The organism is Acrocarpospora macrocephala, from assembly GCF_009687865.1.
Classification (GTDB): Bacteria; Actinomycetota; Actinomycetes; order Streptosporangiales; family Streptosporangiaceae; genus Acrocarpospora; species Acrocarpospora macrocephala.
On the sequence record NZ_BLAE01000101.1, the window covers coordinates 13,127 to 30,724 of the forward strand.

The following is a 17,598-nucleotide window of genomic DNA, read 5'->3' on the forward strand; positions in this document are numbered from 1 at the left end:
CTGTGGTTTCGCCATATTTGGCTAACTGGAGCCTTGCCGGGAATGGCGTCCCGCGTGTCGGAAGGTTCAGTGTCCGCCCTTCCGGGGTACCGATTGCAAAATCTCCCGGAAGATGCGGGCACAAGATTGGCCTTCCGAGCGTTAGATCGCGCGACGACGCGCAGACAGATAGATGAGGGGGATGGAGTACGCACATGGCTACCGACTACGACAGCCCGCGCAAGACCGACGATGACCTGAATGAGGACAGCCTTCAGGAACTCCAGGCGCGGCGCAGCGACAAGTCGTCGGGCAGCATCGACATCGACGAGACCGACCTGGCCGAGTCGCTCGAGCTGCCGGGGGCTGACCTGTCCAACGAGGAGCTCTCGCTCCGGGTGATACCACGGCAGGCCGATGAGTTCACCTGCTCGCGGTGTTTCCTGGTGCATCACCGCAGCCAGCTCGCATCGGAGAAGAACGGGCAGCAGGTTTGCCGTGAATGCGCCGCTTGATTGAGGGAAGGGTCCGTTGATGGCTTCTGAAGCGGATCGATCGAAGGAACCACCGGATAGGGAAAGACCGGACGAGGTAGCCGAGCTCGTCGGCAAGCTCGTCGAACAGGACGGGTCCCCAGCGGAGACGGACGGGGCCGAGCGGCGACGGCTGCTCGGCCGTCTCAGCAAGGCTCTGGTCGTCTCCGCCAGGAAGGCGGGCACGTCCGGGGTCGGGCGGGGCCGCTGGCTGGCCGATGTGTTCATGAACATCGCGCCCAGACTCCCGATCCGGGACCTCGCGACCCTCCAGGAGCATCACTACGGCCTGACCGGCGAGCAGTTGGCCGACGACTTGGTCCGTACCGCGGTGAAGGCCACCACGGCCGTCGGCGCGGTCGGGGGCGCCCTCGCGGCGGCCGAGTTCGCCGCCCCTCCACTGCTGCTCTCCGCTCCGGCGCAGCTCGTCGCGGAAACCCTGGTCGTGGCCGCGATCGAGGTCAAGCTCCTGGCCGAGCTGCACGAAGCCTACGGAATCCAGGTGCAGGGCAACGGGGGCCAGCGCGCCGCCCAGTTCGCCGTGGCCTGGTCCAAACAGCGCGGGGTCGACCCGCTCAGCCCGGCGACGGTCACGCTGGCGCTCGGCGCGGCGGCCAAGACCTCGCTGCGCAACCGCCTGATGCGCACGCTCGGGCGCCATCTCACCACCCTTGGCCCGTTCCTCACGGGGGCCGTCGCGGGCGGCACCCTCAACCGGGTCGCGACCAAACGGCTGGCCGCCGCCGTACGGGCGGATCTGCGCCGCCAGCGCGCTTTGCCACCTGCCTCTTCGGTTTGATATCAAACTGTAACCAAATGGTCTAAACCTCTCGGTCATGGCTGCCGACCTGCGGGAGATCATTCTCACAGCTTTGGTCCTGAATTGTGCACTTCGTGGGGGGTATGTGCCGTCCCGGGGACCTTACGTATGGTGGTCCCAAGGCGATGTTCACTGGAGGGCTCATGCGTGGCACCAGCTCGTTCCTGATCGTCGCGAACCGGTTGCCGGTCGACCGAGTGGGCGAAAAACAATGGCGCCGAAGTCCTGGCGGTCTGGTGACCGCGATCGCGCCCGTCATGCAGCGCCGTGACGGGGCCTGGCTCGGCTGGACCGGCGCGGCGGGGGAGGAGCTCAAGCCGTTCGACCACGACGGCATGCACCTCATCCCGGTGCCGCTGTCCTCGATGGAGGTCGAGTTCTACTACGAGGGCTTCTCGAACGCCACCCTGTGGCCGCTTTACCACGACGTCGTGGCCCCCCCGATCTACTCCCGCGTGCTCTGGGACGCCTACCGCGCGGTCAACGACCGCTTCGCCCGGGCCGCCGCCGACGCCGCCGCGCCGGGCGCCGTGGTGTGGGTGCAGGACTACCAGCTCCAGCTGGTGCCCAGCATGCTGCGCAAGCTCCGGCCCGATGTGAAAATCGGGTTCTTCCTGCACATCCCATTCCCGCCCGGCGAGCTGTTCATGCAGCTGCCGTGGCGCGTCGAGCTGCTGGAAGGGCTGCTCGGGGCCGACCTGGTGGGCTTCCAGCGTCCCGGCGGCGCGTCCAACTTCGTCCGGCTCTGCCGGAAGATGCTGGGCGTCTCGACGGTCAAGAACGACATCCAGCTGGACAACGGCCGGACCGTGCGGGCCGAGGCGTACCCGATCTCGGTGGACTTCGGGGAGCTGGACCAGCTGGTCCGCGAATCCCACGTGATGGCCAGGGCCAAGGAGATCAGAGCCGAGCTCGGCGACCCGGAGCACGTGCTGCTGGGCGTCGACCGGCTCGACTACACCAAGGGCATCAGAGCCCGCCTCAAGGCCTACGGCGAGCTGTTCGCCGAGGGCAGGCTGAAGCCGGGCGAGGCGGTGTTCGTGCAGGTCGCCACCCCGACCAGGGAACGCGTCGAGGAGTACATCCGGCTCCGCAACGACATCGAGCTCCAGGTCGGCCGGATCAACGGCGAGTACGGCGAGATCGGCCGCGCCCCCATCACCTACATGCACCAGTCCTTCGGCCGGGAGGAGCTGGCCGCCCTCTACTGCGCCGCGGACGTGATGATGGTCACCCCGCTGCGGGACGGCATGAACCTGGTCGCCAAGGAGTATGTGGCCTGCCGCCACGACCTGCGCGGCGCCCTAGTGCTGAGCGAGTTCGCGGGGGCGGCCGATGAGCTCAAACAGGCCTACCTGGTCAACCCCTACGACGTCGACGGCATGAAGCGGACCATGATGGCCGCCATGCAGGCGCCCCCGCACGAGCTGGGACGCCGGATGCGCTCGTTGCGCCGCCGGGTCGCCACCCACGACGTGGACCGGTGGGCGAACGAGTTCCTGACGGCGCTGGAGAGCTAGTCCTTGATCTCGTCCTGAACGGCCTGTGCCGCGGCCTTCCAGCTGTACCACTTTTTGGCCGCGGCCCGGGTCATCACGATCCTGGCCACCTCCATGCCCAGGCCCATCACGACCGCGTAGGCCACCGCCTCGCCCAGGCTCACGTCCGGCGAGTCGGTGTTGGTCGGCGGCTTCTTTCCGGTCGCCTTCTCCCACGCGAAGGAGAGCACCTTCTTGGACAGGAAGCCCACGGCCAGTCCCACCAGACCGCCCACGATCCGCCACTGCATGTCCGGCTTCTCTTCCGTACCCGCCATGATTCCTCCTCGGTAACGACCCTAGTCTGTGCCAGCCACGGCCGAGCCGACGCCATACCATGAGGTGGCATGACGACTCAGCGAATCGTGCCACCAGAACGTCCCACCCTTGATGGGCTGGAGACGGTATGGGTAGGCCGCTGGGAGGCCGACGGGACCTACCGCTTCGACCGGTCGAAGACGCGCGAGCAGATCTACTCCATCGACACGCCGCCGCCGACCGTCTCCGGGTCCCTGCATGTCGGTCACGTCTTCTCCTATACCCACACCGATACGATCGCCCGGTTCATGCGGATGCGCGGCCGTGAGGTCTTTTATCCCATGGGGTGGGACGACAACGGGCTGCCCACCGAGCGCCGGGTGCAGAACCATTTCGGGGTGCGCTGCGACCCCTCCGTGCCGTACGACCCGGGGTTCACGCCGCCGGACAAACCAGGCAAGCAGCAGGTGCCGATCTCGCGGCGGAACTTCATCGAGCTGTGCGAGCGGCTCACCGTGGAGGACGAGAAGGCGTTCGAGGAGCTCTGGCGGCGGCTCGGGCTCTCCGTGGACTGGTCGCTCACCTACGCCACCATCGACGACGCCTCCCGGGCCGCGTCCCAGCGGGCCTTCCTGCGCAATCTGGCGCGGGGGGAGGCGTACCTGTCGGAGGCGCCCACGCTCTGGGACGTCACCTTCCGCACCGCCGTGGCTCAGGCCGAGCTGGAGGACCGGGACTATCCTGGCGCGTTCCACCGCATCGGCTTCCATTTGACGCCCGAGCAGCAGGCACAGGGCTTCGCGGAGCGGGTCTGGATCGAGACCACCCGGCCCGAGCTCATCCCGGCCTGCGTGGCGCTGGTCGCCCACCCGGACGACGAGCGTTACCGGCCGCTGTTCGGCAGCACCGTGCGCACGCCGGTGTTCGGGGTCGAGGTGCCGGTGCTCGCGCATCACCTGGCCGAACCGGACAAGGGCTCGGGCATCGCCATGATCTGCACGTTCGGCGACGTCACCGACGTGACCTGGTGGCGCGAGCTGGATCTGCCCACCCGGGCGATCATCGGCTGGGACGGGCGGCTGCTGCCGGAGCCGCCGGAGGGGGTGCCGGCGGAGCCGTACAAGGAACTGGCCGGGAAGACCACCCACAGCGCGCGCGAGCGGCTGGTGCAGATGTTGCGCGAGTCGGGCGACCTGGAGGGCGAGCCGCGCGGGGTGCTGCGGGCGGTCAAGTTCTACGAGAAGGGCGACCGGCCGCTGGAGATCGTCACCACCCGGCAGTGGTACGTGCGCAACGGCGGCAGGGACGAGAAGCTGCGCTGGGAGCTGCTCGACCGGGGCAAGGAGCTGACCTGGCACCCGCCGCACATGCGGGTCCGCTACGACAACTGGGTGAGCGGCCTCAACGGCGACTGGCTGATCTCCCGGCAGCGTTTCTTCGGGGTGCCGATCCCGGTCTGGTACCAGCTCGACTCCGAGGGCCAGCCCATCCACGAGGCGCCCATCGTGCCGCCGGAGGACATGCTGCCGGTGGATCCGTCCAGCGACGCTCCGCCCGGGTTCAGCGAGGCGCGCCGCGGCAAGCCGTACGGCTTCGCCGGCGACCCCGACGTGATGGACACCTGGGCGACCTCCTCGCTGACCCCGCAGATCGCGGCGGGCTGGGAACGCGACGAGGACCTGTTCCAGCGGGTCTTCCCGATGGACCTGCGCCCCCAGGCCCACGAGATCATCCGCACCTGGCTGTTCTCCACCGTGGTCCGCGCCCACCAGGAGCAGGGCGCCCTGCCCTGGGCCCACACCGCCATCTCCGGCTGGATCCTGGACCCCGACCGCAAGAAGATGTCCAAGTCCAAGGGCAACGTGGTCACCCCGCTCGGCCTGCTCGAGGAGTACGGCTCCGACGCCGTGCGCTACTGGGCCGCCAACGGCCGCCCCGGCACCGACACCGCCTTCGACACCGGCCAGATCAAGATCGGCCGGCGGCTGGCCATCAAGATCCTCAACGCGGCCAAGTTCATCCTCGGCTTCGGCGAGCAGGACGGGCCGATCGGCGCGCCCATCGACCTGTCCATGGTGGCCGCCCTGGACGCGGTGGTGGCCGAGGCCACCGAGGCGTTCGAGGCATACGACTACACCCGCGCGCTGGAGCGGACGGAACGCTTCTTCTGGCAGTTCTGCGACGACTATCTCGAACTGGTCAAAGCCCGCGCCTACGAGGGCGACGCCTCCGCCGTGGCCGCCCTGCGGCACGCGCTGGACGTGCTGCTGCGGCTGTTCGCGCCGTTCCTGCCGTTCGTCACCGAGGAGGTCTGGTCCTGGTGGCGGCCCGGCTCGGTGCACCGCGCCGCCTGGCCGGTCCCGGCGGGTCTGGACGGCGACCCCGCCGTGCTGGAGGCGGTCGCCGAGGTGCTGCGCCAGGTCCGCAAGGCCAAGTCGGCGGCCAAGCTCTCGATGCGCGCCGAGATCTCCCGGCTGGACGTCACCGGCGCCGAGGCCGGGCTGGTCCGGCTGGCCGCCGATGATCTCTGCGCGGCCGGGAACGTGGAGGAGTTCGTGCTCGACGGGGGAGACGGGCCACTCACGGTGGACACGGTTATCGAAAATTCATGAAAAAAGACGCGATCTAGACAGCCGCGGCGACGAGTGGCCTGGTCGGCGGTCATGCGGGCTGGGTTTCTCGTTAATAAATGGCTGCGCGTTCCTGGGTGGCGCGTGCCAGTGTGGATGAGTGATCTCGGATAGGGAGCGTCAGATTTCGGAACGAGACCGGCCGCACCGGCGCGGCGGGCCCGGGGTGCCGCCCATCCTGAACACCCTGTCGGCCTGGAGCTGGCGGGTCATCGTGATCGGCGCGCTGATCTACCTGGTCGCGATGATCATCGCCAGGCTCAGCTTCGTCGCCCTGCCGGTGGCCATCGCCTTCCTGCTGGCCGCGCTGCTCTTCCCGCTCACCAACCGGCTGCGCGCGGCCGGGCTGCGGCCCATCTACGCGACCTGGATCACCATGCTGGTCGCGTTCGCGTTCATCATCGGCGTGGGCTTCATCATCGGAGTCCGCGCCAACGAGGAGTTCCCCGGCCTGGTCGCGCAGATCCAGCAGACCGCCCGGGACGCGCAGAACTGGCTGATCACCGGGCCGTTCCACCTGAAAGAGGCGCAGATCGCCGACTTCGTGGAGGAGCTGACCCGGCAGCTGGACCAGCAGCGCGGCCAGATCACCAGCACGGTGCTCAGCGGCGCGACCGCCATCATCGAGGTGCTGGCCTCCATCGTGCTGCTGCTGTTCATCACGTTCTTCCTGCTCAAGGACGGGGACCGGATCTGGTCCTGGTTCCTGCGCGCGTTCGGCGGCGCGGCGCCCCGGGTGGACCGGGCCGGGCGGGCGGCCTGGCGCACGCTGTCGCACTACGTGCTCGGCACGGTGGCCGTCGCCGCCGTGCACGGCCTGATCATCGGCGTGGTGCTGGCGGGCATGCGGGTGCCGCTCTGGGCGCCGCTGGCCGTGCTGGTGTTCCTGGCGAGCTTCATCCCGATCGTGGGTATCTTCTTCGCGGGCGCGATCGCCACCCTGGTCGTGTTCGGCGCCCAGGGCTGGGTGTACGCGCTGGTCTTCGTCGGCATCCTGATCGTGGAACAGCAGCTGGAGAACCACGTGCTGCAGCCCTTGATCGTCGGCCGGGCGCTGGAGTTCCACCCGCTGGCGATCATCCTGGTGCTGGCCGTGGGCGGCGTGCTCGGCGGCATCGCCGGGGCCGCCGTGGCCGTGCCGGTGGCCGCGGTCATCTACCGGGCCCTGCCCGAGCTGCGCAAGGAGGAGCCGCCCGCGCTTCCCCCCGCTCCTGGAACTCCACCAGAAACACCGCCCCCACCAGGCGCGGGAGAAGCCGTGCCGGAGACCCCGAGCCGGTAGGGTTTCAGTTCATGAGTGTCGAGGTCCTGATTCACCGGCTCGACCCCGAGCTGCCATTACCGTCGTACGCGCATCCTGGAGACGCGGGCGCGGACCTTTACGCGGCCGAGGACGTGGAGTTGCTGCCCGGCGAGCGGGCCATGGTCGGCACCGGGGTGGCGATCGCGCTGCCCGATGGGTACGCGGCCTTCGTGCACCCGCGCTCTGGCCTGGCCGCCCGGTTCGGTGTCACGCTGGTGAACGCGCCCGGCACGGTCGACGCCGGCTACCGGGGTGAGATCCGGGTCACGCTGCTGAACACCGACAGCAAGGACGCGGTCCGGCTGCGGCGCGGCGACCGGGTGGCCCAGCTGGTCATTCAGCGGGTGGAGAAAGCGGCCTTCCACGAGGTGGAACGGCTGCCCGGCTCGGCGCGCGGCGCCGGGGGGTTCGGCTCCACCGGCAGATAGAATCAAGTCAAGGAGTGTGAAAGACGTGTTCCGACGCCGACGCGGCGCGGCCGAGCCCATGGCGGCCCCGCCCGAGACGGAACCGGCGGTGCCGGTCCGCGAGTCAGGTCCGTGGGACGCGGACGAGGGGTACCCAACGGCCGAGCGGGTCGATCTGGGCGGCCTGCTGCTGCCCATCGGGGCCGGCTTCGAAGTCCAGCTGCAGGTGGCGGGCGACCAGATCATCGGCGCGCTGGTGCTGGTGGAGGAGAGCGCGCTGCAGGTGCACGCCTTCGCCGCGCCCAAGCGCAGCGGCATCTGGGACGAGGTCAGGGCCGAGCTGGTCCGCGAGGTCGGCGTCGCCGACGGCACCGTGGAGGAGCGGGAGGGCCCGTTCGGGATCGAGCTGGCGGCCCAGGTGCCGCAGCAGCCGGGCGAGGCCAAGCAGCCGGTCCGCTACCTCGGCATCGACGGGCCGCGCTGGTTCCTGCGCGCGGTGGTCAGCGGTCCCGCCGCGGTCGACCCGGCCGCCGCGGAGCCGCTGGAGAACGTGATCAAGGACATCGTGGTGGTCCGGGGGGACGAGCCGATGGCGCCCAAGGAGGCGATCGCGCTGCGGCTGCCCGCCGAGGCGCGGCAGGCCATGGAGCAGGAGCCGGAGCCGGAGTGGAACCCGTTCGAGCGCGGCCCCGAGATCGCCGAAATTCGGTAGCTTCGCCGGTTGGCCCCGGGCGGTAAGCATCGCCTAGGCTGATAAATCATGACAACTCAGGAGCCTCAGCGTAAGGGTGGATCTGGCGGGCTGCGCGCCTTCTTCCGGCGCCTGACCAGCAGCCAGGCCGAGCTTGAGGCTGCCGAACTGCGTGAGGACCTCGACCGGCACGGCGCGACCCCGATCGCCTCGTGCGCTGAGCGGCAACGTTTCTGCGTGGCCGGTACGCTGCGTACGGTGACGCTCCGCCCCCGCGGCGGCGCGCCCGCACTGGAGGCCGAGCTGTACGACGGGTCGGATGTGATCGACCTGGTCTGGCTCGGCCGCCGGAAGATCGTGGGGATCGAACCGGGCCGGGTGGTCCGGGCCGAGGGCCTGGTGAGCCTGCAGGACGGCCGCAAGGTCATGTTCAACCCGCGATACGAGCTGCGCCCAACCGGATGAATCCGGAAATTTCCGGAAAAACTAGGAAACGGTGAACGACGAGTGAGTACCGCCGATGAGGCCGTGCCGGTGCAGCCCACCGCTACGGTTCCGCAGCCCGCGGAGACGTACGAGACGGTAGAAGCTGCCGTCCGGGCTCAGCTTTCCAAGGCGTTCGGCGGCAGGCGGGGCACGATCGAGGCCGCCGTGCCCACGATCGCGTTCACATTGGCCTGGATCTTCACCGAGCAGCTGCAGCTCTCGCTCATCCTCAGCGGCGGCCTCGCCGCTGCGCTGCTGGTGGCCCGGATCGTGCAGCGATCCACCCCGCAGTTCGTGCTCAACAGCCTGTTCGGCATCGGCATCGGCGCGTTCTTCGCGCTCCGCAGCGGCAAGGCCGAGGACGCCTTCCTGCCCGGCATGTTGTGGATCGCGGTGGTCGAGGCCATCATGATCTTCTCGATCCTGGTGCGCTGGCCGTTCATGGGGTTCATGCTCGGCGCCACCAACCCCGAGGACCCGCTGGCCTGGCACCGCGACAAGGGCATCGTGAAGCTCTGCACCAAGGTCTCGTGGATCATGGTGCTGCCCGGCCTGATCAAGCTGACCGTGCAGATCCCGCTCTACCTGGCCGGGCAGGTGTTCTGGCTCGGCATCGCCAAGGTCGCGCTCGGCTGGCCGGTCTACCTGGCCGCGCTGGCCACGGTCGGCTGGGTGCTCGCCCGCGGCCGCACGGCCGTACAGCCTCAGGTTTAGTGCGGCGAGAGGAGCTGGCCCAGCTCCTCCTCGACCTCCTGGCTGGCCACGAACAGCAGCTCGTCGCCCGCTTCCAGGGGGTCGTCGGCCGACGGGACCAGCACCCGGCCCTCGCGCAGGATCGCCACCAGCACCGAATCGGTCGGCCACGGCACCGAACCGGCCCGCTGGCCGACCACCGGCGCGTCCTCGGGCAGGGTCAGCTCGACCAGGTTGGCCTGGCCCTGGCGGAACGTCATCAGCCGGACCAGGTCGCCGACGCTGACCGCCTCCTCGACCAGGGCGCTGAGCAGGCGCGGTGTCGAGACGGCCACATCCACGCCCCAGGACTCGTTGAACAGCCACTCGTTCTTGGGGTGGTTGATGCGGGCGACCACCCGGGGCACGCCGTACTCCGTCTTGGCCAGCAGGGAGACGACGAGGTTGACTTTGTCGTCGCCGGAGGCGGCGATCACCACGTGGCAGGCGTTGAGGCCGGCCTCGTCCAGCGCGGTGATCTCGCAGGCGTCGGCGAGCAGCCACTCCGCCCGCGGCACACTGTCGATCTTGATGGCCTTGGGGTCGATGTCGATGAGCAGGACCTCGTGGCCGTTCTCCAGGAGCTCGGCCGCGATCGACCGCCCTACGGCGCCCGCCCCCGCGATCGTGACGCGCATCAGTTCTCCTCGACCGGAATGCCGGACAGCACCTTGTTGACCCGTTCCATCTCGTTGCCGGCCGCCACCACGTGCAGGATGTCGCCCTCCTGGACCACGGTGTCGTCCTTGGGCACCAGCGCCTCGCCCATCCGGTTGATGAACGCCAGCCTGGCGCCGGTGGCCGACTCCACCTCGCGCACCCGGGCCCCGATCCAGGCCGGGTTGAAGGTCACCTCGGCCAGCACCACCGTGCCGGTCGGGTCCCGCCAGAGCGGCTCGGCGCCCTCCGGCAGCACCCGGCGCAGGATCTGGTCGGCCGTCCATCGCACGGTCGCCACCGTCGGGATGCCCAGCCGCTGGTAGACCTCGGCCCGCCGGGGGTCGTAGATGCGGGCCACCACGTTGTCGACCCCGAAGGTCTCCCTGGCCACCCGGGCCGAGATGATGTTGGAGTTGTCGCCGCTGCTGACCGCCACGTAGGCCTGGGCCGACTCGATCCCGGCCTCCTCCAGCACGTCCCGGTCGAAACCCATGCCCGTCACCCGGCGGCCCCGGAAGCCCGAACGCAGCCGCCGGAATGCCTGCGGATCCCGGTCGATGATCGCGACCGAGTGGCCGTTGTCCTCAAGGATGTGCGCGAGGGTCGAACCCACCCGCCCGCACCCCATGATCACAATGTGCATGCTCCCCGCCGGTCTGTGCGCCCAGTTCAATGAGCCCAGTATGGCGCGCGGGGGGAGTGCCGCGTGCGCTGGGCCGGTCCGGGACAGCTAGCATCTTCTGACGTGTCAAAAGTGACGGATTTTACCAAGCGCCTGCTGGTTGGGCGCGCATTGAGGAGCACCGAGCTGCATGGGCAGCTGCTCCCCAAGCGCATCGCGCTGCCCGTCTTCGCCAGTGACGCGCTTTCCTCCGTCGCGTACGCCCCGCAGGAGATCCTGGTCATCCTCTCCATCGCGGGCGTGGCCGCCTACCATTTCAGCCCGTGGGTGGCGCTGGCCGTGGTGGTCATCATGCTCACCGTGGTCGCGTCGTACCGGCAGAATGTGCACGCCTACCCGAGCGGGGGCGGCGACTACGAGGTGGCCACCAAGAACCTGGGGCCCAACGCGGGCCTCACCGTGGCCAGCGCGCTGCTGGTCGACTATGTGCTGACGGTGGCCGTCTCGGTGGCCAACGGCGTCGACTACGTGGGCGCGACCATCCCGTTCGTGGGTGAGAACAAGCCCGGGGTGGCCATCACCATCGTGGTCGTGCTGACCATGATGAACCTGCGCGGCATCCGCGAGTCGGGGATCGCCTTCGCCATCCCGACCTACACGTTCATGGCCGCCGTCATCTTCATGATCGGCTGGGGTCTGATCCGGATGTTCGTGCTCGGGCAGGACCTGCACGCGCCCACCGAGGGGTTCGACGTGGTCCCGGAACAGGTGGACCTGGCGGGGTTCGCCCTGGTGTTCCTGGTGCTGCGGGCCTTCGCGTCCGGGTGCGCGGCGCTGACCGGGGTGGAGGCGATCAGCAACGGGGTGCCCGCGTTCCGCAAGCCGAAGAGCAAGAACGCCGCCACCACGCTGCTCCTGATGGGCCTGGTCGCCGTCACCATGTTCAGCGGCATCATCTTCCTCGGTCTCAAGGCCGGGGTGACGGTCGCCGATCCGGCCCACGTCGCGAGCGGCCTGCTCGGCCCGGACGGCGAACCGGTCGGGGCCGACTACTACCAGGAGCCGATCATCTCCCAGGTCGCCTCCGCCGTCTTCGGGCCCGGCACCGTGCTGTTCGTGGTGATCTCGGCGGTCACCGCGCTGATCCTGTTCCTGGCCGCCAACACCGCGTTCAACGGCTTCCCCGTGCTCGGCTCCATCCTCGCCCAGGACCGCTACCTGCCCCGCCAGCTGCACACCCGGGGGGACAGGCTGGCCTTCAGCAACGGCATCGTCATCCTGGCGACCGCCGCCTGCCTGCTCATCTGGGCCTTCGACGCGGACGTGAGCCGCCTGCTCAACCTGTACATCGTGGGCGTGTTCGTGTCATTCACGCTCAGCCAGATCGGGATGGTCCGGCACTGGACGCGGCTGCTGCGCACCGAGACCGACGGCAAGCTGCGGCTGCACATGATGCGGTCGCGGGTGATCAACGGCTTCGGCGGTGTGATGACCGGTGTGGTGCTGGTGGTGGTGCTGGTGACGAAGTTCACCCACGGCGCGTACATCGTCTGCATCGCGATGCCGGTGCTGTTCCTGATGATGAAGGCCATCCGGCACCATTACGACGCGGTGGCCGCGGAGCTGGCCGCGCCGGAGGGCGACCTGGACACCTCCATGCTGCCCGCGCGCAACCACGCCATCGTGCTGGTCTCCAAGGTGCACAAACCCACCCTGCGGGCGCTGGCGTACGCGCGGGCCACCCGGCCGTCCACGCTGGAGGCGGTCAGCGTGGGCGTGGATCAGGAGGAGTCGGCCCGGTTGCGGGAGGAGTGGGATCGGCGCGGGATTCCGGTGCCGTTGAAGATCTTGGACTCGCCGTACCGGGAGATCACGCGGCCGATCCTGGACTACGTGCGGTCGCTGCGCCGGCGGTCGCCGCGGGATGTGGTGACGGTTTACATTCCCGAGTATGTGGTCGGGCGCTGGTGGGAGCATCTGCTGCACAACCAGAGCGCGCTGCGGCTCAAGGGGCGGCTGTTGTTCAAGCCCGGGGTGATGGTGACGAGCGTGCCGTGGCAGCTGGAGTCCGCCGATCGGTTGACGGGGCGGCCCGAGCCGTCCGCGCCGGGGCAGGTGCGCAGGCCGTACGGGCGTGACGACACTCAGCTCAAGGCATGATGGAGGGATGCTCGAACTGACGGTTGGCGCGGTGGCCAATGGTGGATGGTGTGTGGCCAGGCACGAGGGACGGGTGGTCTTCGTCCGCCACGCGCTGCCGGGGGAGCGGGTCCTGGCCCGAGTCACCGAGGAGACCACCCGGTTCCTGCGCGCCGACGCGGTCGAGATCTTGGAGGCTTCACCGGACCGGGTCACGCCGCCCTGCCCGTTCAGCGGTCCCGGCCGTTGCGGCGGCTGCGACTGGCAGCACGCCTCGCTGGCCGCGCAGCGCCGCCTCAAGGCCGACGTCGTCGCCGAGCAGCTGCAGCGCCTGGCCGGGATCACCCGCGAGGTGGTCGTGGAGGAGGTGCCCGGCACGCCCGACGGCCTCGGCTGGCGCACCCGCGTGCAGTTCGCCGCCGACCGCGACGGCCGCCTTGGCCTGCGCCGCCACCGCTCGCACGAGATCGAGCGCATCGACGCCTGCCTGATCGCCCACCCCGCCATCGAGGACCTGCGCGTCTCCACCGAAGGCTGGCGCGGCGCCGCCACCGTCGAGTTCATCGCCGCCTCCGGTGGCGACCGCGCGGTCGTCGTCACCCCCAAACCCCACCGTGACGTCCGCATCCCCGACCTGGACGCCTCGATCATGCTGGACGAGGGCCGCCGCGGCACCCGCGTGCTCCAGGGCAAGGGCACCCTGACCGAGCACGTCGCCGGCCGCGACTACCGCGTCTCCGCCAGCGGCTTCTGGCAGGTCCACCCCGCCGCCGCGACCACCCTGCAGAACGCCGTCCTCGACTTCGCTCAGCCCAAACCCGGCGAATGGGCCCTGGACCTCTACTGCGGCGTCGGCCTCTTCGCCGCCGCCCTGGCCGAAGCCGTCGGCCCCTCCGGCGCCGTCCTCGGCATCGAATCCGAACCCCCCACCGTCCAGGACGCCCGCCACAACCTCCGCGACCTCCCCCAGGCCCAAACCGAACGCGGCAAGGTCGAGGAGGCCCTCGACCGCCTCGACATCCAGCAGGCCGACCTCGTCGTCTGCGACCCACCCCGCTCCGGCCTCGGCCGCCCGGTCGTCACCCGCATCGCATCCCTGACCCCCAGCAGGATCGTGTACGTCTCCTGCGACCCGGCCACCTTGTCCCGCGACCTCAACTGGTTCACCGAACTCGGCTACGACCTGGCCGAACTCCGCGCTTTTGATCAATATCCGATGACCCACCACGTGGAGTGCGTCGCCCTGCTGGTCAGGGGATAGATCAAGCCTCTGACCTGCGGATCCCGGGAGGCGACAGCCGATCCGTGGTTCTCCCACCCACCCTGTCCGTTGTTTTCCCTCGGGCTCCGCCCGACCCCGCCAGGGCCGTGGTTGCGCAGATGAGCGACAGCCGCGGCACGGTGGTTCTCCCGCCCACCCGGCCCGTTGTTTCTTTCGGGGTGTGCCCGGTTCCGTGGTCGTCGTGGTTTCCCGTAGGCGCGACGGTTTCGATGTCGAGGGGTTTTCCCATCCACCCAGCCCGTTCCCTTTCGGGCTCTGCCCGATCCCGTGGTCGCCGTAGTTTCCCGCAGGCACGAGGGCGTGGTTCAGTACAAGGCAGGTTCTTTCAAGATCATGACGCAGGTGTGACGCACGAAAGCTGGGGCGGCGCGATCCGATTACAGTGCGCTACTGATCATTCTGTGGATTGGCATTCGCGCCGCATAGACCAGCGCGTTTTATAGCCGCCCTAGAGCGGAAGTCGGGAATTCCCGAGCCATCCGCGCCGCCGCGTGACCGGATCCGGCCAGCCTCAGCCGTCACCCGGGGCGGTGTTCCGCACGTCTCACAGGTAGCTGTGACCCCTGGAGCCACCTATGACTCAGCCCCTTGCTCGAGACCAGCGGCGCATGCCCAAGAGGCAGAGGCCCAGCGGCGGTGTGGCGATGGTGGCCCTGGTCGTGGCGATCCTCGCCCTCACGGTCGCGGTCTTCGCGGTGGTCCTGGTCCTGGAACGGGTGCCGCAGCCTGCAGGTGCGGCAGCGATCGGGACCGAGGTGAGCTCTCGCCCGGCGGGTGCGAGCGCGAGCACCACGCTGACACCGACACCGACGTCCCAGCCCCGGACCAAGGCCGGCGCCAAGGCGGCGGCCAAACGCGCGTTCGACTTTTACAGCATCGGGAACTACGGCAAGTTCTGGGACCAGTGGACCGAGCAGTCCCAAGCTGTGGTCAGCCGGTCGGAGTACATGCGCAGGTTCCGGGAGTGCCCGGCGTCGGCGCAGGGCATCCGCTGGTCGATCAGCGACGTGAGCGTCTCTGGGTCCACGGCCCGCGTCACCGCGTCGCGGTCGATCCTGGTCGACCAGTTCACCTTCCGCTATCAGGCCGGGCGCTGGCGGTATGAGATGACCACTGATCAGCGGAAGCAGTATCAGGGCCAGACGGTCGACGAGATCGTTGCCGACCAGCGGGCCAAGGGCTTGTGCGCGTAAAGGCCAGGGGCCGCCCAGCCTCAAGAGGCGGGCCCTTCCGGGATTTAGTCAGCTGTCTGTTTAGTCGTTCGCCTGGGATGCGGGGGTCTTCCCGGTTCGCGCCAGCCACCGGCTCGGCGTTCAGGTCGGTGAGGAACGCCTATTGAACGGTCTCGCCAGCGTCGACCCTCGGATGAAACTCTTGATGTCGATCTTGGACCCGCCACGTGGAGCGTCGCGCTGCTCGTCGGGCGTGCGACCTAGATCACGGAAATGGAACGGAATGTCACGCCCTTCTTTAGAGGAGGGTGTCATGGGGACTGAAAACGAGATCGATACGTGGGACAAGATTGTCTACCTGTTCAAGGGGATCTTCGTGCTGGGCGTGTCGTCGTACGGGATGTCGAATTCGGCCGACCTCGTCGAGCTGATCGAGGGCGATTCAGGGACGCGATCGCACGGTGAGGAGGAGGGCGAGGAGGAAGGTCCCGCCGATACGGTCAAGTAGCGTTGGGATATTCCTGGTCCTGGCGTTCCAGGATGGTGCGGGACAATGGGGGGCATGGACGCGCACGAGCGGATGTGGGATCACGTCGATCGGGCTGCCGGGGGCCGGCGCTGGGGGCGGGAAGCCGAAGGGGTCCGGGAGGACCGTTTCCGGCGAATCGCGGCGGAGAGCGCCGTCCGGCGTGCTCCGCTGACGCGGCGGGAGGACGAGCGGGTCGTGCATGCCATCGACGATCTCGACCTCGATCAGATGACCATGCACTTGCCGACGATCGTGGGGGAGGCGCGGGAACACGGCGCGATCACCTTCGTCCGGGACGACCAGGGGGAACGGGTGGCCGCCCTGGTCCCCGTCGAGGTGGCGGAATACATCCTCCGCCTCCGCGCCGAGGCGGAAGCCACCGAGTTGATCACAGCCAAGCCTTCACAGAGCTAATCCGCCCGCTGGCCATCAATCCGCGACGGCATTCACGACGATCACGGAGGCGACAGCCAATCCGCGTGGTTGTCCCACCCACCCAGCCTTTTGATCTACCTCGGGGCTCCTTCCACAGCTGGCCCACATCCGGTGAGGACCCGCACAGCGTGAGCCGCCTTCACCCCGGCGCGGGCAGGTAGCAGTCAGCTTCCCGCAGAGCGATCACTTCGGAGGGACGGCATTCGGCGTAGTACATGACCGCGAAGAAGGCCCGCAGGCGCGGCCCCCGCTGTCGGGCATGCGTCCCGGTCAGCGTCTGGCAGGCATCCAGCAGCCGGGCCACTTGATCACCGTTGGGAATGATCACGGGGAGACCTCGTCATCGCTGATCTGCCGTCTCTTGGTCTTGATCGCGGGAGGGGTGTTGGCAGCGACCAGTTCCTGGACACCGGAGCTCGAACGCGCGGTAAAGCGCGGCATGCCGATGCTGGACCACGGCGGGACTGGCCTGCTTGCCGTTTCTGGAGCCGAGCGATGCCGTCCAGCAGCGCGCGTAAGGTCTGGTCATAGGCCAGGCAGCCGACCGGCCGCGTGTGCGTTTGGAGCCAGGCCAGCGCCGCCGCGATCGACTCGGGGACCGGTTCTCGCTCGATACGGCCGGGAACGAACGCCCAGTTCATCAGCGCGCTTCTCAGGTTCTTGTCGGCGGGATGAGTCTGCCGCGCCTTGATCGAGGTCCACCATCAGCATCGTGACGTCGGCGAGGTCGCGGGCCAGGCCGCGCCGGGTGTTGGCCGGAGCATCCTCCCAGCCCCGCGCGGTCAGTTGACGGCGTGGTCGAACCGCAGCGACTGAGCCCGCCCCCAGGAGACCGGTTCACCGGTCGTGGGGTCCTACCTCCTCCCGATGACCTTTGCGGCGGCGGTGAGCTTGGCCTGGTGGCCCTAGGCTAGGGCCTTGGTCAGGAAGGACCTGCTGTGCTGGCTGCACTCCCGCCGCAGACCGACCAGGCATGCGGCATACTCCGCCTCCGACATCTCCGCCACCACCGCGGCAGGCGGATCGGCAAGCGGGTCGCCGGATTCACCGCCCGGCCCCTCACCATGATCGTGCTCTGGAGCGGGTCCGGCGTCCGCAGTGACGCGAGGCCGGGGATCTTCGGCCAGGTGCCGGCCGTCCCGACACTGCTCCAGCCGCAACAGCCGGTTCATCCGCGCACACGGCCAGCACTGGGCCTCCCATTCACGACAATTCACACATAGACAACTACACAGAGTTGCCAATCGAACGTGTGAGCGATATCCTGGGTGGTAGGTCGGCCGATCGATCCACGACAGGAGGTGGCCCGCGATGATGACCTCAGGTGCGGTGCTACTGCCCGACCACCGGGCCCCCTCCTTCCCACCTCCGCACATCTGCGC

Annotated in this window: 19 protein-coding genes; 14 read left to right on the forward strand and 5 right to left on the reverse strand. The window is 68.8% G+C overall.

Going from position 1 to position 17,598, the window contains the following annotated elements; translation table 11 throughout:
- The first annotated feature begins 194 nt into the window (after window positions 1-194).
- The 3 genes from Amac_RS49925 to Amac_RS49935 all read left to right on the forward strand — a co-directional run bounded on the left by Amac_RS49925 (window position 195) and on the right by Amac_RS49935 (window position 2,852).
- Window positions 195-494, forward strand: coding sequence for a DUF4193 domain-containing protein (locus Amac_RS49925; RefSeq protein WP_030505490.1), 300 nt, complete (start codon window positions 195-197; stop codon window positions 492-494).
- A 19-nt stretch (window positions 495-513) separates the two neighbouring features.
- The gene (locus tag Amac_RS49930; RefSeq protein ID WP_246269213.1) at window positions 514-1,311 is read left to right on the forward strand and encodes a hypothetical protein; all 798 of its coding nucleotides are present in this window, start codon (window positions 514-516) and stop codon (window positions 1,309-1,311) included.
- 164 nt (window positions 1,312-1,475) lie between these two features.
- A complete protein-coding gene (locus tag Amac_RS49935) occupies window positions 1,476-2,852 on the forward strand; it encodes an alpha,alpha-trehalose-phosphate synthase (UDP-forming) (protein WP_155351380.1) in 1,377 nt (458 codons plus the stop codon).
- On the opposite strand, the gene Amac_RS49940 is transcribed toward Amac_RS49935, so the two are convergent.
- Complete coding sequence (locus Amac_RS49940; protein ID WP_155361458.1) at window positions 2,849-3,148, reverse strand: DUF4235 domain-containing protein; 300 nt, start codon at window positions 3,146-3,148, stop codon at window positions 2,849-2,851. The genes Amac_RS49935 and Amac_RS49940 overlap by 4 nt on opposite strands.
- A gap of 69 nt (window positions 3,149-3,217) precedes the next feature.
- Between Amac_RS49940 and valS the strand changes: the two genes are divergently transcribed.
- The 6 genes from valS (at window position 3,218) to Amac_RS49970 (ending at window position 9,359) form a co-directional block, all read left to right on the forward strand.
- Window positions 3,218-5,740: a valine--tRNA ligase gene (gene valS, locus Amac_RS49945; protein ID WP_155361459.1), complete on the forward strand. Its 2,523-nt coding sequence runs from the start codon at window positions 3,218-3,220 to the stop codon at window positions 5,738-5,740.
- A gap of 118 nt (window positions 5,741-5,858) precedes the next feature.
- The gene (locus Amac_RS49950; protein ID WP_246269214.1) at window positions 5,859-7,040 is read left to right on the forward strand and encodes an AI-2E family transporter; all 1,182 of its coding nucleotides are present in this window, start codon (window positions 5,859-5,861) and stop codon (window positions 7,038-7,040) included.
- An 11-nt stretch (window positions 7,041-7,051) separates the two neighbouring features.
- Window positions 7,052-7,489 (forward strand): dUTP diphosphatase, encoded by a 438-nt coding sequence (dut, locus tag Amac_RS49955; protein WP_155361460.1) that lies wholly within the window; start codon window positions 7,052-7,054, stop codon window positions 7,487-7,489.
- A 25-nt stretch (window positions 7,490-7,514) separates the two neighbouring features.
- Window positions 7,515-8,180 carry a DUF3710 domain-containing protein gene (locus Amac_RS49960; protein WP_246269215.1) on the forward strand — a complete coding sequence of 222 codons (666 nt, stop codon included), beginning with the start codon at window positions 7,515-7,517 and terminating at the stop codon, window positions 8,178-8,180.
- A 48-nt stretch (window positions 8,181-8,228) separates the two neighbouring features.
- Window positions 8,229-8,624 carry an OB-fold nucleic acid binding domain-containing protein gene (locus Amac_RS49965; protein ID WP_155361461.1) on the forward strand — a complete coding sequence of 132 codons (396 nt, stop codon included), beginning with the start codon at window positions 8,229-8,231 and terminating at the stop codon, window positions 8,622-8,624.
- 42 nt (window positions 8,625-8,666) lie between these two features.
- Window positions 8,667-9,359 carry a DUF3159 domain-containing protein gene (locus Amac_RS49970; RefSeq protein WP_246269216.1) on the forward strand — a complete coding sequence of 231 codons (693 nt, stop codon included), beginning with the start codon at window positions 8,667-8,669 and terminating at the stop codon, window positions 9,357-9,359.
- Here the strand turns inward: Amac_RS49970 and Amac_RS49975 are convergent.
- Both Amac_RS49975 and Amac_RS49980 read right to left on the reverse strand, forming a co-directional pair.
- On the reverse strand, window positions 9,356-10,015 hold the full coding sequence (locus Amac_RS49975; protein ID WP_155334868.1) for a potassium channel family protein: 660 nt from the start codon (window positions 10,013-10,015) through the stop codon (window positions 9,356-9,358). The two genes, Amac_RS49970 and Amac_RS49975, sit on opposite strands and share 4 nt — an antisense overlap.
- A complete protein-coding gene (locus Amac_RS49980) occupies window positions 10,015-10,680 on the reverse strand; it encodes a potassium channel family protein (RefSeq protein WP_155361462.1) in 666 nt (221 codons plus the stop codon). The genes Amac_RS49975 and Amac_RS49980 overlap by 1 nt, the downstream gene beginning before the upstream one ends.
- A 102-nt stretch (window positions 10,681-10,782) precedes the next feature.
- Here Amac_RS49980 and Amac_RS49985 point away from each other — a divergent pair, with 102 nt between their 5' ends.
- The 5 genes from Amac_RS49985 to Amac_RS50005 all read left to right on the forward strand — a co-directional run bounded on the left by Amac_RS49985 (window position 10,783) and on the right by Amac_RS50005 (window position 16,195).
- The gene (locus tag Amac_RS49985; protein ID WP_155361463.1) at window positions 10,783-12,819 is read left to right on the forward strand and encodes an APC family permease; all 2,037 of its coding nucleotides are present in this window, start codon (window positions 10,783-10,785) and stop codon (window positions 12,817-12,819) included.
- A 7-nt stretch (window positions 12,820-12,826) separates the two neighbouring features.
- Window positions 12,827-14,059 (forward strand): class I SAM-dependent RNA methyltransferase, encoded by a 1,233-nt coding sequence (locus tag Amac_RS49990; protein WP_155361464.1) that lies wholly within the window; start codon window positions 12,827-12,829, stop codon window positions 14,057-14,059.
- Between the two features lie 629 nt (window positions 14,060-14,688).
- Window positions 14,689-15,273 (forward strand): hypothetical protein, encoded by a 585-nt coding sequence (locus Amac_RS49995; protein WP_155361465.1) that lies wholly within the window; start codon window positions 14,689-14,691, stop codon window positions 15,271-15,273.
- 292 nt (window positions 15,274-15,565) lie between these two features.
- Window positions 15,566-15,760, forward strand: coding sequence for a hypothetical protein (locus Amac_RS50000; protein ID WP_155361466.1), 195 nt, complete (start codon window positions 15,566-15,568; stop codon window positions 15,758-15,760).
- Window positions 15,761-15,814: 54 nt separating this feature from the next.
- Window positions 15,815-16,195 (forward strand): hypothetical protein, encoded by a 381-nt coding sequence (locus Amac_RS50005; protein WP_155361467.1) that lies wholly within the window; start codon window positions 15,815-15,817, stop codon window positions 16,193-16,195.
- A gap of 160 nt (window positions 16,196-16,355) precedes the next feature.
- Here the strand turns inward: Amac_RS50005 and Amac_RS50010 are convergent, their stop codons facing one another.
- Window positions 16,356-16,544 (reverse strand): hypothetical protein, encoded by a 189-nt coding sequence (locus tag Amac_RS50010; protein WP_155361468.1) that lies wholly within the window; start codon window positions 16,542-16,544, stop codon window positions 16,356-16,358.
- A 577-nt stretch (window positions 16,545-17,121) separates the two neighbouring features.
- On the reverse strand, window positions 17,122-17,388 hold the full coding sequence (locus tag Amac_RS50015; protein WP_155361469.1) for a hypothetical protein: 267 nt from the start codon (window positions 17,386-17,388) through the stop codon (window positions 17,122-17,124).
- Window positions 17,389-17,598 lie beyond the last annotated feature (210 nt).